Below are 14248 nucleotides of genomic sequence, written 5' to 3'. Positions count from 1 at the left end.
GACATTATGAAGTGGACAAGCAGACAGATTCACCGTGACTTTTCATTTTTTTATCTCGGATTAATTATAGCTTTCTCTTTTTCGGGAATTATCCTGAACCACCGCAAGGACTGGTACCCGATGGACTACACATATGAACAAAAAAGTGTGGAGCTAGCGAAGCCGAAAACGGCGGAAGGCTGGGACAATAAGGGTTTTATTTTAGGTTTTTCGAAACAGTGGGATCTGGCCGGAAAGTATGACGGGCACCGACTACGCAAGGGAGAGTTGCGGGTGTATTATAAGTCGAACATAGTGCTGGACGTGGACACCAAAACGGGCAAAGGCGAATTGGAATACAAGCGCAAGGTGCCTTTTGTGGGGCATACGATGCTCCTGCATAAATCGACAAGCGATTACTGGATTTGGTATTCGGATATTTTCGGGGTGGCCATGTTGGTGATCGCCATTACGGGTATGATGATTCCGGCGGGCAAAAATGGTTTTGGTCGCCGGGGCTGGAAGTTGGCCTTGGCCGGGATTGTATTTCCGTTGGTGTTTTTGTTTTTGCTGGTTTGAGACAGATACTTATCAAAAAGGCCCGTGCGTAAATCGTACGGGCCTTTTTGTTATTGGAGAAAATGGAGTTAGATATTCAGGCTTTCTTCGAAAAGTGTACTTTTCGGATTCCTTCCGTATTGGTTGTCCTTATAGTCACCTTCGGAAGCCAATAGCACCAAAAGCCAAATCGGGCCCACTAGGGGAACGAAATAGATAAAGAACCAAGTTCCGCTTTTTCCAATATCATGCAACCTGCGGACCGCTACAGCTAACGACGGGATAAGTATCGCTAAACTATAAATGATTATGAGAGCATAACCAGCGAAAAAGATGGTTTCCGATTCAGCTGCCAAGCTGACAAGAGCAAGCATAATAAATACGCCTAGTGTAAGAAGCATATGCATTAGAACAAACATCCAATACTCTTTTCTACGCGCCCTTCCGTTAAAATTCGCATAGTTCCTCAGTACTTTGAGATACCATTCCATAGTTGTTTATACCTGTTTAATTGTGCTTACTCATAAGGCTTTTCAGAACCGCCCCGTTTTTTCGGTGGTCGCTGGTCTCCACTCGCATTTTTCTTTGTGATTGAATGTATTTCTTTCTTTTGCCTCATTAGAGAGATAATGAAACAAACACATGTTCAAATTAATAAATATGAGAGTGATTTGGACATATTCAATTGAGTTTTGGTTTATGATTATTGTCAAGATCCGTTAACGAGGGAGAATCGTGAAGGAAAATAATAAGATGTGTCTATGGAGAATGAGATTTCAAGGATAAGGTGGGATTAGGAAATCAATGTCTCCACAAGTATTTGTAGCCTCCGTTTCCCTGCCTTGTGATTAAGGAAACAGATGGTACTTTCCGAAGTGAAAAAGCCCCTTTTAATACCTAAACAGCGTTAAAAGGGGCTTGTGTTTTTTTGAGAACTTTAGTCTCAGATAATAAAATCCAATCCGGATTCGCTATCGGGTTGGGTTTTGGCTACTATCTCGGGTTTGTGATAAACCGTGGTGTAGGGTTCCACGCTTCGCGTTAGCCAGACGTTACCGCCTATCACGCTGTTGTTGCCTACGGTAGTGTTGCCTCCCAAGATGGTGGCGCCGGCGTATATTACCGAGTTGTCTTCTATAGTCGGGTGGCGCTTCATTCCCGCCAGAGATTTCTCTACGCTTAGGGCGCCGAGGGTTACGCCTTGGTATATCTTCACGTTGTCGCCGATTATGGCTGTCTCCCCTATCACTATTCCCGTGCCGTGGTCAATGCAAAATCGGTCGCCGATGGTGGCGCCGGGGTGTATGTCTATGCCTGTCTTTGCGTGGGCGAATTCGGAAAGGATACGCGGGATAAGCGGAATGCCCAACAGATGCATTTCGTGAGAGACCCGGTGAATGGCTACGGCGTAAAATCCAGGATAAGTGCGTATCACTTCAGCCATGCTTCCGGCGGCGGGGTCACCTTCCGCGATCGCTCGGGCGTCGTTCATTAGCCTCTTGCGGATTTCAGGCAATTCGAACATGGTCTTGCCCGCAAGGCTGGCCGGGGTTTCGGGCAGTTTTTCCGGAATCTTGGTCAGCAGACCTTCCAGCCGGGTAGCGAGGGCGCGACAGAAAACCGAGATTTCTTCCTTGCTGTGAAATGATTTGTCGGAAAGTTCGGGGAAGAGCACCTTCAGCAGGTCTTCCACAAAGTGGCATACTTCCGTGTGACCGGGAAGGTGGGCTTTGCAGCAGTGCGCCTTGTAGAGTTCGCCGATAAAATCTTGGTTCATTGTATTGTACTTTAATTATTTGCCCAACAAGGACTGTTTGCCGGGCCTAGGTGTTAGGAACGTGACTGAGGGGAAAAAGATAACGCTTCGGGGTATTTTTTCGCCAATAGGTTTCTGCCGTCGCTCCGGATACAAAAAAGCGAAAGCCCGGAGTTGGACTTTCGCTGTTCGTTATGGGTTTGGACATAGCCGGGCTTAGCTTTTTACCCTGTCCTTAAGTGTTTCGATAGCCAGTCCGATGCGTTGCGCTACGGTCGCGTTTCCGAGGATTTCGAGCGTGAACATAAGGTCGGCTCCCGATCCTTGTCCGGAAACGGCTACGCGGAGGGCCTGCATAATACGGCCGATTTTTACGCCTTGGGCTTCCAATACGTCGTTGAGCGTTTCTTTGGCAACGTCTTGCGTAAAGTCGCCTTCGAAGTTCTCGAGAGCTTCTTTATAAGCTGTCAGTACGCCTACGGCTTCGGCTGTCCATTTTTTCTTGACGGTTTTTTCGTCGTATACCTCAGGCGTTACGAAGAAGTATTTGCCTGTTTCCCAGAAGTCTTTTGGGAAGGTGACACGCTCTTTCAAGGCTTCACAAACCTTGTTGGCTTTTACGGCGTCGGTCTCCAAGCCCGCTTCTTCGAGGTCGGCCAAGAGGGTTTCGGCCAAGCGCTCGTTAGGCGTGTTCTTTAGGTATTGTTGGTTGAACCACTTCGCTTTGTTGATGTCGAACTTGGCGCCCGATTTACCGATACGCGGAAGGGTGAATTCCTTTTCAAGCTCCTCAAGGGTAAACAGCTCGCGGTTGTCGCCCGGGTTCCAGCCTAAGAAAGCCAAGAAGTTGACCATGGCCTCCGGCAAGTAGCCTTGCTCTCGGAATCCCATAGTAAGGTTGCCCGATTGCGGATCTTTCCAGTCAAGCGGGAATACCGGGTAGCCGTGCTTGTCGCCGTCGCGCTTGCTGAGTTTTCCGTTGCCGTCCGGCTTGAGCAAGAGCGGCAAGTGGCAGAACTCAGGAGCGTCCCAACCGAGGAATTGGTACAGGAGCACGTGGATAGGCGCCGACGGAAGCCACTCTTCGCCACGGATTACGTGGGTGATTTTCATCAGGTGGTCGTCCACTACGTTGGCCAAATGGTAAGTGGGCAGGCCGTCCGATTTAAGGAGAACTTTGTCATCGAGGGTGTCGGTGTTGACGAGTACCCAATCGCGAACGGCGTCCTTGAAGCGGATGTCTTCTTTTCTCGGGACTTTGAGGCGCACTACGTAAGGGTCGCCGGAGTCCATGCGCTGCTTTACCTCTTCGGGTGAGAGCGTCAGCGAGTTCTTCATCGTGCCCCGCGTCAGCGCATTGTAGGTTTGCGAAACCACGCGGGCGGCCTTTAGGCGTTCGCGCATTTCCTCAAGTTCCTCGGCGGTGTCGAAGGCGTAGTAAGCCTTGTCTTCCTCGATCAATTTCGTTACGTACTCGCGGTAGATTTCCGATCGTTCCGACTGCTTGTACGGGCCGTATGGTCCGCCGAAGCCTTCGCCTTCGTCGGGCGTGATGCCCAACCAGCTCAGCGATTCGCGAATGTACTCTTCGGCGCCCGGCACGAAGCGGGTTTGGTCGGTGTCTTCGATCCGAAGCAGGAATTTTCCGTTGTTATGCTTCGCGAACAGGTAGTTGTAGAGCGCTGTTCTCACGCCGCCGATATGCAAAGGCCCTGTTGGGCTCGGCGCAAAGCGCACCCTTATTTCTTTCTCCATTGATCTGTCTTGTAACGATGCTAAGTCCCGTTTGTCTTTTGGCCCCGCCGGGCAAGCGCCTAAAAGCAAAGGCTTTTGGCGGAGATTGCGCAGAGCGGCCAGATACCGCGAAGGTAACGATTCGGTCGGCAATTATCAATCCGCTTGTCTGCTCCGCTCCCACACTCATTAGGGGCTCGGACTATTGCATTATTGGCCGAAGTTTGGGAAAGCGGACTTCAAATCCTTATATTGACATGAATAACTCTTATAGGCTTTATCTAATTATTACCCCATGAGACAGTTTTTGACAGTGGCCGCATGCGCCAGTATGTTAGCGGCTTGTGCTCCGCAAGATCAGAAAACGGATGGTTTTACGATCAAAGGAACGCTTGAAGGCGCTGAAACAGGCGCTAAGTTGGTTTTGGCCCGAGTGAATGCCGAAGGCAACGATTTGGTGGGTATCGATACCGTATCGGTGGATTCTACCAAAGCATTTGCGTTCCAGGCTTCGCTTGAGATGCCGGAAGCGCTCTACCTTAAGGTGGACGGCCAGCGTGGTGCAACCAAATTTTTGGCCGACAAGAAGTCGAGCATGACCGCGACAATCAACCTGAACGATCCACGTTCGAACAAGTTTGAAGGATCTGTGGTCCAAGCCGGGTATGATGCGGCGATGGATTCTCTCAAATCTATCGAGGAACAGCAAAAAGCTCTGGGGCAGGAATATCAGAAAGCGGCGGCGGAAAAGAACAAAGCTGAACAGGAGCGTATAATCAAAGCTTATGAGGGTTTGCAGAAGCAAGGAACGGAGAAAGTTGTTGCTTATGTGAAGGCCAACCCGAAATCGGCGGCTGTGCCTTTCCTTCTTACGGACGTTATCGCCCGTCGCGAGCGTGATGATCTCGGACTCTGGAAAGAGGTTTTGGGATTGATGGATACGGCTTATTTGGAAGTTCCGTCAGTTAAGCGTTTGCGTAAGGATCTTGATATTCTCGAAGCAGTGGCTATCGGCCAGCCGGCTCCGGACTTCAGCCAAAACGATGCTGAAGGCAACAGCATTTCGCTTTCTTCATTCAAAGGAAAGCCTGTATTGATCGATTTCTGGGCGTCTTGGTGCGGACCTTGCCGTCGCGCAAACCCTGAAATGGTGGCCACTTACAAGAAGTACAAAGACAAAGGCTTCCAGATGTTCGGCGTATCGCTTGACGAAAACAAAGACAAGTGGCTCAAGGCTATCGAAGATGACGGGTTGGAGTGGCAACACGTTTCTGACCTTAAAGGCTGGGGCAACGCCGCCGCCAAGCAGTATGGCGTAAAAGGAATCCCTCACACTGTATTGATTGACGCCGAAGGAAAAATCGTAGCGAAAAACCTTCACGGAGAAGAGCTTCAGAAGAAAATCGAAGAGCTTTTGTAATCGGGATTTAGCGCAAAGCGGTGTGGCGTAAAGAGACTGCTAGTTGTTTCGCTTGGTTTCCGAGTAAAGAAACCTATACTGTTACGATGCGCTGACCGACTAAAATATTGGCGTTTTATGAAACGCTAAAACAGAGACTAAAAAAAGCCCGGGCACGCCCGGGCTTTTTTTGATATTCTATGTTAGGGTTTACTGAAAAAGCCCAGAGGGCTACCCAGCTAGGATATTTTGCCAGACAGTCTTTTCCTGTTTCTTTTCGCCGTCTTGAAGCCATATCCCGTATTTCCAGCTCAAGAAAACAAGGTCAAAAAAGATTTCGCTCTGAAATCTTTTCAAGTTGGCCACGAAGAAAATGCAGGCGATCCATGAAAGCGAAGTGTCCGCTCTCCTTGCCTGTATTTTGTCCAATCCGTGTCCCCGTTTCACTTCCCCGAATTTTCCTTCCGCCCTGCTCCGGTGCCGTTGGTGAAGCGTCCGGTTTTCCTTGCGTTCCCTGATTTTTTCGGGACTTGAGGGAGGCCTTCCCAACGGGGAGCCCACGAATTCCACACCCGCGCCGGACATGGTCTGCCGGGCGTTCCTGTTTCCGTAAATCTTGTCCCCGACGAATTTGCCGAGCTTCATTTCCGGGTTTCTCTCCCCGAAACTGTCGATGTGCCCGCGGATCACTTCCGCGTCACCCTCGTAGTAAGCGTCCCATTGCGCCTTGTCCAGATAGGAATAGCCTTCGTGAAGGCTTACGGACAATTTGGCGCCGAACTCGGTGTCGCTTCCGTTTTTGCCCCGGACTATCGGCCGGACATGGGGCTGGAAGACGTTCACGATGCGGCCGTCCACCCTGTTGGCACCGGTCTCCAGCATGAGCGACTGTTGCCTGGCGATTTCGTGAAGCACCATCAGAATCTTCAAAAACCTGCTTTTTAGGCGTATAACGCCCTTGTTGGCCTCTATGAGGCTGTCGATATGCCGTAGGTTCCGTTCCAGATAATTCAGCTGTCGGCGTGCGCACACGCGCCAGAATTCGGCTCCTTTCCTCTTTTTTCTCGTCGCCCCGACATATTCCCTATGGGCTTTATCCCGGTAAGTCCGGGGCTTTTTGGATAAACCGGAATCCCTGGCGACGGGCCAAAGGAGGTCGATGATTTTCTCCGACTGCACCCTCGCCGTAGCCAACAGCCCAAGGTCCGTGGGGTATGGAATCTCTTGCGGCGCCACCGTCGCGTCGCAGGAGACAACCCGCTTGTCATCTTCGGCGTCCCCGGAATGCCCGTCTTTGGACCCTTCATCCCGATCGCCCTCCGCAATACGGATCCCCTCGTGTTGCAAAAGCGAACTCATCCTGTTAAAATCCCCGTACCCGAGCCGCTTGCGGACCGTCGTGAACAGCGAAGGGTCAAAGGCCTTTTCCGTGGTGAACGAGCCGAGTCCCACGAAATACTGGAGATACGGATTTTCTTTGATTTGTTCTATCGCCTCGGCGTCCGAAACGTTCAGCTTATGCTTCACGATCAGCGCGCCGATGACCAGCCGGGCCGGTTTGCACGGACTGCCCTTGCCCGTCGACATTTTCGATTCGTAGACCAAACCCAATTCCGCCCAGGGGATGGAGTTGGCCAACTTCACCCATCTGTTTTCCGGGTTAAGGCGCCCTATTTCCGGGTCCAAAAAACCTTCTATACTCAATTGCGAGGAACTTGTCTTGATCATAGGTGCAAGGGAAAAAATGCTCTCAGTCCTTTCTAAGGCCAATTTACGAATATTCCCTGTGCTTTGGAAAGGGAAACAAGCTACCTAATCCACTGATAATCTTGTGGTTTTTACTTTTTCAGTAAACCCTATGTTATTCCGTTTGACTTGGCGGATTAGCTTTTCTTTTCCTTGATTACTTGCTCATAGGCTCCGGCGTCGGGTTTTTCGTCGCGGGTTTTGTCTTCCAGATCCCTTTCCGTATTGGCCGGCAGGCCATAATCCTTGGCGGGCGATACTTCCAGACTGTCTAGCCTATAGTCGAATTCGGCGGGGTTTTGGAACATTATTTTTGAATATTCCCCGGCTATTCGCCTGTTGTCGGGCCATTTATCCAGACTTTGGGTTTTCAGAAGGCTTCTGCTAAAGGATACGGTTGATTCGGGAAGTTTGAGGGTGATTCCCAGTTCTTCCTGCGAGTTTCCGGTTACTATGCAGTTGCGGAATCGGGCATTGGTTTTTTTCGAATATGACTCCTCTTTCTCCCCTACTTGGGCCTTGTCGCTGATCCAAAGCGTTTCGAAACGTGGCACAAGCTGGAAGCCGTAATTGGCGATGGTGCAGTGCGTGAACTCGGCCTCGGAACCCAAAAGGACAATTCCCCGGTCGCCGGCGTTGTCGAACAGGCAGTTTTTCGCTTGGATTTTGGTATTGATGGCTATGAGGTTGCTTTCGGAACAGTTTTCCAGTTTGCTCCCTTCCATCTCCAGCCGGGCGGTTCCTTCTCTGCCGTCTGCGCTTATGGCGGTTTTGGCGTTGAGAATGTCGGTGAAAGACAGGGAGGCTTGTGCGTTGGCGGTGAGTGAGATTCCCTCCCACTGTCCGGGGCCGTGCTTGTAAAGTCCGTCTTGGCGGATGTTTCTTATCAGAATCCTGTTGTCCGGTAGGCCTTGGGCCTTGAGTTTTCCTCTGATCACGATCGAAGCCCCGGGATCGGCCAATATTTTTGTTCCTTCTCCCAAAATTAGCGTAGTGCCCTCTTCCACCGTTATGGTGTCTTTGAGCCAATATGGACGCGGGTCAGAGAATAGGAGATCTTCCGTAATGCTTTGTTTGCCGATTGTTACGGCGTTTTGGGCCCAAGTGAGCAGTTTTACGCTTTGGCTGTTGCCGTTGGTAAGGAAGGTGATGTTTCCTTCTTGTTTGAATATCTCCGGTCTGCTGTCTTCCGGAACTTCCACATCCACCAATATAAGCAGACTGTCGCTGCCGTTCAAAACGAGGTCCTCCCTTATAGGTGTCGTTTCGCCGTTCAGTGTCATCCGATAAGGCGATTCGTCTTCGCCCGAAAGAAAGACGCTTGAGATTCTGACAGCGTTTTTGTCGCGGTTATAGATTTTGACCCTTTGGGTGATGGATCTGTAGCCGGTGAGTAGAGTGTCGAAAGAAATCGTGTCGGTCGAGAACTCTAGTTTGATGTTGGGGTCCGCCGTTATGGTTTCGTCTTCGGGATCGCAAGCGAAGAAAGCCGTAAGAAGGCAAAGCAAGGCAAAAGCGTTACGAAGTCGGATTCCCATAGCGTTTAGGTATAAAAGTGAATTGTAAAAAAGCCCCGTGCGTCGGAAAAATCGCCGGACCCGGTACTGAAATGACACGAATTATGTGTCGTCAGTTGCGTGGTCCGGCGTTTTGAGTTTATGTCATTTAGAAATGCGTCAAGAATAATTTCCTTGTTTTGGCCTACGGCCGAAAATCGCTACAGGACCAAATACCTGATACCCGATACCAAAGACCAAAAAGGATTTATTCCTTCAAAATTCCTTATTCCATTCCCTCGTTTTCCTGCTTCATGCGCTCGGCGTTTTCAGCGATGCGGAGACCTTCGATAAACTCGGCGATACTTCCGTTCATCACGTCGGGCAGGTTGTAAACCGTCATATTGATACGGTGGTCGGTTACCCGGCCTTGTGGGTAGTTGTAAGTACGGATTTTGTCGGAACGGTCGCCGCTACCTACCATCGAGCGCCTTTGCGCCCCCACTTTTTCATTATGTTTTTGGAGCTCCAAATCATAGAGCCTCGCGCGGAGCACTTTCAGCGCTTTGTCGAAGTTCTTGATCTGGGATTTCTCGTCTTGGCATGTTACCACAAGCCCGGTAGGCAAGTGAGTAAGGCGAATGGCCGAATATGTGGTGTTTACCGACTGGCCACCCGGTCCGGAAGAGCAGTAGATATCCTTACGGATATCGTTCATGTTCACGTCTACGTCCACTTCCTCCATCTCGGGCAATACGGCTACCGTAGCGGCCGACGTATGGATACGGCCCTGGGTTTCGGTGGCCGGCACGCGCTGTACGCGGTGTACTCCGGATTCGAACTTGAGCTGTCCGTACACGTCTTCGCCCGATACGTTGGCGATGATTTCCTTATATCCGCCCGAGGTTCCCTCGGTAAGGTCCATGATGCCGATTTTCCATCCAGACTTCTCGGCGAAACGCTGGTACATACGGAAAAGGTCGCCGGCGAAGATGGCCGCTTCGTCGCCTCCCGTACCCGCGCGGATTTCCAAGATGCAGTCTTTCGAATCGTTCGGGTCTTTCGGGATGAGCATTTGCTTGAGTGCCTCTTCCAGCGGTTCTTGCTGTGGAGTCAGCTCATCGATCTCGGCTTTGGCCATTTCCCGGTAGTCGGGATCCTTTTCGGTGTCGAGGATCGCCTTGGCTTCCTTTATCCCGTCGATTACGGCCCGGTATTCCTCGTATTTCTTGACGACCTTCTCCAAGTCCTTGTATTCCTTAAGGAGCTTGGTGTAGGCTTTCATGTCCGACATGGCGTCGGGTTGTACGATAAGCCTGGACAATTCATCAAACCTGTCCTTGATCTCTTCCAGTTTCTCAATCATCTGTCAAGTGTATTTTCTTGGGGAAATCCCGATTTTCTTGCGTACGGGTTTCGCCATTGCCCTCTTTTTGTACGGACGCCCCGCTTACGGGTTTAGGCTGAGCTGTTTCCGTATTCGGGAAATAGCCGTCTATAGCGTGTCCGAATGGGCAAAAGTACTAAAAACAGGCGACATATTCGAACTTTAGCCAGTTGTGGCTAACATGGGCAAAGGGCCTTGTCGGGGACTTTATATGAAATGTCTAGGACAGAAAATGTCCCTAATTATAGATTTAGTCGTTGAAATATTTGTTTTACTCGTGCCATATTTATTTTTTCGTTGTAATTTCCTTACGAACAACGGATGGACATAACGCGGAAGCATGATGTATTTTAAGCGTATACTGTGTTTGGTTTTTTTTGTGATGATGGCCTTGCCGCTTTCCGCTCAAACAGACAGCTACAAGTACCATCAGGTTTTCATGTATATTTTTGCCAGGTTTATAGAATGGCCTGAGCAGGTTTCGGAAGGGGATTTCGTTATCGGAGTGCTTGGAGAATCGCCGGTGGAGGAAAGCCTGAGGGAGATGGCCCGTACCAAGAGACTGGACGGCCGGCGGATAGTTGTGAAAAGAATTGAAAGCTTGGGCGAAGGGCGAGAATGTCACATTGCTTACGTGTCGTCGGGGCAAAGCCACAGACTCTTTTTGCTTAAGGAGAAAGTGAAAGGCCTCCCTGTACTTTTAGTGACCGAAAAGCCGGGTTACGCCACCAAGGGAAGCGCTATAAACCTGATACGGAAGAACGGCAGGCTCCGGTTTGAGCTGAACAAGGAGGTGTTGCGCCAGTCGTCGTTGCGACCGATGCCTAACCTTCTGAAATTCGCAATTCTTGTATAAAGCCTACGGGGCAAACAGGAAATGTAAACGGCGGGGCGGTTGCCTGAAAGCGGGAACTTCTCCGGCGCTTGGACAGATCACACACTCTATACAGCCGCATAAAACATAATCTCCTCTTTTTTGCTCCATGAAAAAGAATCGCTCCTCTATTTACAACAGGATACTTGCGAGCTATTTGCTCCTGGTGTTGGTCTCGTCCATAGGTGCGGGGCTTAACCTGTATTGGTCTATTGGCAAAACAAACGCCAGCAAAGCGAACGCCGAAGTGCGTGCGCCTTCTATCCAAAAGCTTGGCCAGTTGGCCGAGCTAGCCGTCCGGTCGCAGGTGCTGACTTTGGAACATGTTTATTCTCCTACGAAATCCGGGACTCTTCAGCTCAAAAAAATTCACGAAAAGGAATATCCGATATTGCGCGACGATGTTCGTGCGCTCTCGCTTGAGTGGGGCCATGAAGAGTGGTCCGAGAAGCTGGGTGACGCTTTTGTAAAGGTTGAGTCTATTTTCAGAAAAGAAAAGACCATCCTTTCGGATCTGAGTCATAAGGAAGATTATCAGGACTCGACGCTAATGGCGGGGGCTTTTGCTGAGTTGCTCAAAATCCGCAAAAATGTATGGCCTTTTGAGAAGGAACTTCTGGACTTGGAAGACAAACTCCGGAATGAAATGGTGGAAGTAGAGGCGAAAGCACTTGCGTTGAACGAGGATATCTGGACGGTGAATTCGGTTATGGCTCTGGTGGTTTTGCTTGGAGGCCTTTTAGTAGCGTGGCTTTTGGCCCGGTCAATCTCGCTCCCGCTTGAAAACATTAGTAAAAAGCTGAAGAAACTGGCTAAGGGTGACGTGTCCCAAAGAAAGTCGGATAAAAAGAAAGCCGTTTCCGTGAAGATGAAGGAGATTGTTGGGATTGAGGAAGCTACCGTAGCGCTTTCGGAGAATCTCCGGAAAACGTCGGAATTTGCCGAGAATATCGGAAAAGGAAAATACGGCTCCAACTTCCAGCCTGTGAGTAAGAATGACCTGCTTGGTAATGCTTTGCTAGGAATGCGTGACAACCTGCGAAAAGTGAGCGAAGACGACCAGGCCAGAAATTGGGTGACCGAAGGTACGGCCAAGTTTGCGGATATTCTGCGGAACAACAATGATAATCTGGCCAACCTTGCCGATGAGATTCTTAAAAATCTTGTTCGTTATGTGGGCGCTAACCAAGGAGGCTTGTTTATCCTCGGTAATGAAAATGAGGAAGATCCTTTTATGGAGTTGGCGGCTTGTTATGCTTGGGACAGAAAGAAATTCTTGGAACAAAAGGTTCGTAAGGGTGAGGGCTTGATAGGTCAGGCTTGGCTAGAGCGGAGTACACTTTATTTGACCGATATCCCTGAAGAGTACGTAAGTATCACTTCCGGACTTGGAAAAGCTAACCCGTCTTGTCTTGTGATCGTACCTTTGCAGATTAACGAGAAGGTATACGGCGTTTTGGAGATAGCCTCGTTCAAACTGTTGAAGGAGCACGAGATCCAATTCTTGGAGAAAATCTCCGAGAATATCGCTTCGGCCGTGTCGTCCGTAAAGATAGCCGAAAACACTCAGCGTCTATTGGAAGAGTCGACAGAGCTTACCGAACAGATGCGGGCGCAGGAAGAGGAGATGAGGCAGAATATGGAAGAGCTTCAAGCCACCCAAGAAGAAGTCTCACGTCAGGATTCCGAAGGCCATGAGCGCCTCAGGTTACTCGATGAGTCATGTATTCTCTTGACCTTGGATAAAAACCTTTGTTTGGCCAATGCGAATGAGAATGCGGTGAAAGCTCTAGGCCCTTTGAGCGGAATGTTAGGCAAGCAGATTTCGAGCCTTTTGGTGGATCCAATCTCAGGGGAATCACTGGATAATCTTCAAGAGGGAGACACGTATGGCGGTGTTTGGCGAATGAGAGGCGAACGCAACGATATTCGCCTTGTCAAAGTGTCAGTAAGAGCGCATACTGACTTGAATGAGTTTAGCCGGGTTCTAACAGTCATAGGTGTTGATGTAACAGATGTAACTGTTGAAGCCTAATAAGAGCACATAACATTTAATGTTAACGCTGGTGCCTTTAAGGGTTCTGGCGTTTTCCATTTTTGAGCTTTGGGCTACTAAGATTTGTGAATGAAACCCAGCTAGAGTTTCCATTGTGGAGTGTTTATTTTTTCGATGTACTTGGGCTGAATGATTAATATTGTGACTTTAGACGATCGGGTCGGATGAATCGGAGAGAAAAGATGATGTAATAAAATCAAAGGATGTTACTTTTTTTGTTTTGGAAATAATAATTTTACAATTATTGCCTTTTGTTCTTTTGGCTTTTCACTAAATCAGTGATTTTATTTTCACTGTAAACTTCTGTTTTTTAATGAATTGAATGTTTTTGTCAGGGAGTGTGTCTGTGTTTAATAGGTTAGTTGCCTAAATCATTTTGCTACTTAGCAAACTAAGCAGATGTGCTTTTGAAGTTAAGAAAAATAAACATTTCATTATTAAATTGAAGATATTTCCCTTGATAACTTTCTTTGATGTGTGAAGACGGAGTTGAGGTGGTGTAGGGTTAAGAGAGTTTCCATTTAATTTTTCATGAAAAGAACGGTAAGCAATGCCTATGAGCGGATATCTGGGAACGAGAAAATCGTCTCACACCGGAAAGTATCGTGCCCGTTTCCTGCTCTTGGGTTAAGCGACCATAATATTTAACTATTTTTAAAAACACAATCATGTCAGAAACTACGACAAGTAAGCTAGTTACCGTGTCTATTTCGGTCGATGCTCAGAAGATTCTTAATCAGTTTCCGATTATCAACCCGATGTTTGCACCTCCTTATTTTGATGTAAGGGATTTCGTTACGATGACAGACGACAACAATGGGCAACCTGACGGTCCGGCTTATAACTTGGTGACGGACGTTGCTCCTGGCGATGACTTGGAGTGGATCGCAGCTGACAATCATGAAACCGCCGATATACAGTTTATCGGTATCTCGGGACAGGTTCTCGGCGAGCAGGTTCTTACGAATCTGAATTTTATCGGAAATAAAGTTACTTGCCATGTTCCTGAATCTATCGGAATTGAAGCTAAGCTTAAGTATACGCTAAATTTCGTAATTAAGAATGATGGTAAAACTTACGGACCTTATACTTGGGATCCATTTGTATTTATTCGTCGAAGTGATGCTGATGGTGCTCAAGGTGGAGAGTCTGTAACATTCCCATAATCGAGTGTGAGAACGTTAATATTACTTAACTTTATCATAGGCCTATAATTCTATTTAGGCCTATGTGTTCTTATTTTTTTATTTATATTGTAATGTT

The 14248-nt window shown here is 48.7% G+C and carries 11 protein-coding genes; 5 read left to right on the top strand and 6 right to left on the bottom strand.

All coding sequences use genetic code 11. From position 1 onward, the window contains the following. The first annotated feature begins 6 nt into the window (after positions 1-6). Positions 7-558, top strand: coding sequence for a PepSY-associated TM helix domain-containing protein (locus AABK39_RS18150; RefSeq protein ID WP_338392728.1), 552 nt, complete (start codon positions 7-9; stop codon positions 556-558). A 68-nt stretch (positions 559-626) separates the two neighbouring features. Here the strand turns inward: AABK39_RS18150 and AABK39_RS18145 are convergent, their stop codons facing one another. From AABK39_RS18145 to gltX, 3 genes are all read right to left on the bottom strand, one after another. After that, positions 627-1028 carry a DUF805 domain-containing protein gene (locus tag AABK39_RS18145; protein WP_338392727.1) on the bottom strand — a complete coding sequence of 134 codons (402 nt, stop codon included), beginning with the start codon at positions 1026-1028 and terminating at the stop codon, positions 627-629. 452 nt (positions 1029-1480) lie between these two features. Continuing rightward, positions 1481-2314 (bottom strand): serine O-acetyltransferase EpsC, encoded by an 834-nt coding sequence (gene epsC, locus AABK39_RS18140; protein WP_338392726.1) that lies wholly within the window; start codon positions 2312-2314, stop codon positions 1481-1483. Positions 2315-2509: 195 nt separating this feature from the next. After that, positions 2510-4048, bottom strand: coding sequence for a glutamate--tRNA ligase (gene gltX, locus AABK39_RS18135; RefSeq protein WP_338392725.1), 1539 nt, complete (start codon positions 4046-4048; stop codon positions 2510-2512). Positions 4049-4322: 274 nt separating this feature from the next. Between gltX and AABK39_RS18130 the strand changes: the two genes are divergently transcribed. Then, positions 4323-5447, top strand: coding sequence for a TlpA disulfide reductase family protein (locus tag AABK39_RS18130; RefSeq protein ID WP_338392724.1), 1125 nt, complete (start codon positions 4323-4325; stop codon positions 5445-5447). 210 nt (positions 5448-5657) lie between these two features. Here the strand turns inward: AABK39_RS18130 and AABK39_RS18125 are convergent, their stop codons facing one another. From AABK39_RS18125 to prfA, 3 genes are all read right to left on the bottom strand, one after another. Continuing rightward, positions 5658-7154: an IS5 family transposase gene (locus AABK39_RS18125; RefSeq protein ID WP_338391085.1), complete on the bottom strand. Its 1497-nt coding sequence runs from the start codon at positions 7152-7154 to the stop codon at positions 5658-5660. A 155-nt stretch (positions 7155-7309) separates the two neighbouring features. Then, positions 7310-8710 carry a right-handed parallel beta-helix repeat-containing protein gene (locus AABK39_RS18120; protein WP_338392723.1) on the bottom strand — a complete coding sequence of 467 codons (1401 nt, stop codon included), beginning with the start codon at positions 8708-8710 and terminating at the stop codon, positions 7310-7312. Positions 8711-8954: 244 nt separating this feature from the next. Further along, a complete protein-coding gene (gene prfA, locus AABK39_RS18115; protein WP_338392722.1) occupies positions 8955-10034 on the bottom strand; it encodes a peptide chain release factor 1 in 1080 nt (359 codons plus the stop codon). A 361-nt stretch (positions 10035-10395) separates the two neighbouring features. Between prfA and AABK39_RS18110 the strand changes: the two genes are divergently transcribed. From AABK39_RS18110 to AABK39_RS18100, 3 genes are all read left to right on the top strand, one after another. Beyond that, positions 10396-10911 (top strand): YfiR family protein, encoded by a 516-nt coding sequence (locus AABK39_RS18110; protein ID WP_338392721.1) that lies wholly within the window; start codon positions 10396-10398, stop codon positions 10909-10911. A 127-nt stretch (positions 10912-11038) separates the two neighbouring features. Further along, positions 11039-12964, top strand: coding sequence for a GAF domain-containing protein (locus AABK39_RS18105; RefSeq protein WP_338392720.1), 1926 nt, complete (start codon positions 11039-11041; stop codon positions 12962-12964). Between the two features lie 689 nt (positions 12965-13653). Further along, a complete protein-coding gene (locus tag AABK39_RS18100) occupies positions 13654-14151 on the top strand; it encodes a hypothetical protein (protein WP_338392719.1) in 498 nt (165 codons plus the stop codon). Positions 14152-14248: the final 97 nt, after the last annotated feature.

Origin of the sequence: Fulvitalea axinellae (genome assembly GCF_036492835.1) — a bacterium.
Taxonomy (GTDB): domain Bacteria; phylum Bacteroidota; class Bacteroidia; order Cytophagales; family Cyclobacteriaceae; genus Fulvitalea; species Fulvitalea axinellae.
Note: the sequence above shows the minus strand (reverse complement) of the source record. Positions and strands in the feature narration are given on the sequence as shown.

What these genes read in the sequence shown, in the direction of transcription:
- AABK39_RS18150 (WP_338392728.1), top strand. Translation starts at nt 7, where the DNA reads ATGAAGTGGACAAGCAGACAGATTCACCGTGACTTTTCATTTTTTTAT.
- AABK39_RS18145 (WP_338392727.1), bottom strand. Translation starts at nt 1,028, where the DNA reads ATGGAATGGTATCTCAAAGTACTGAGGAACTATGCGAATTTTAACGGA.
- epsC (WP_338392726.1), bottom strand. Translation starts at nt 2,314, where the DNA reads ATGAACCAAGATTTTATCGGCGAACTCTACAAGGCGCACTGCTGCAAA.
- gltX (WP_338392725.1), bottom strand. Translation starts at nt 4,048, where the DNA reads ATGGAGAAAGAAATAAGGGTGCGCTTTGCGCCGAGCCCAACAGGGCCT.
- AABK39_RS18130 (WP_338392724.1), top strand. Translation starts at nt 4,323, where the DNA reads ATGAGACAGTTTTTGACAGTGGCCGCATGCGCCAGTATGTTAGCGGCT.
- AABK39_RS18125 (WP_338391085.1), bottom strand. Translation starts at nt 7,154, where the DNA reads ATGATCAAGACAAGTTCCTCGCAATTGAGTATAGAAGGTTTTTTGGAC.
- AABK39_RS18120 (WP_338392723.1), bottom strand. Translation starts at nt 8,710, where the DNA reads ATGGGAATCCGACTTCGTAACGCTTTTGCCTTGCTTTGCCTTCTTACG.
- prfA (WP_338392722.1), bottom strand. Translation starts at nt 10,034, where the DNA reads ATGATTGAGAAACTGGAAGAGATCAAGGACAGGTTTGATGAATTGTCC.
- AABK39_RS18110 (WP_338392721.1), top strand. Translation starts at nt 10,396, where the DNA reads ATGATGTATTTTAAGCGTATACTGTGTTTGGTTTTTTTTGTGATGATG.
- AABK39_RS18105 (WP_338392720.1), top strand. Translation starts at nt 11,039, where the DNA reads ATGAAAAAGAATCGCTCCTCTATTTACAACAGGATACTTGCGAGCTAT.
- AABK39_RS18100 (WP_338392719.1), top strand. Translation starts at nt 13,654, where the DNA reads ATGTCAGAAACTACGACAAGTAAGCTAGTTACCGTGTCTATTTCGGTC.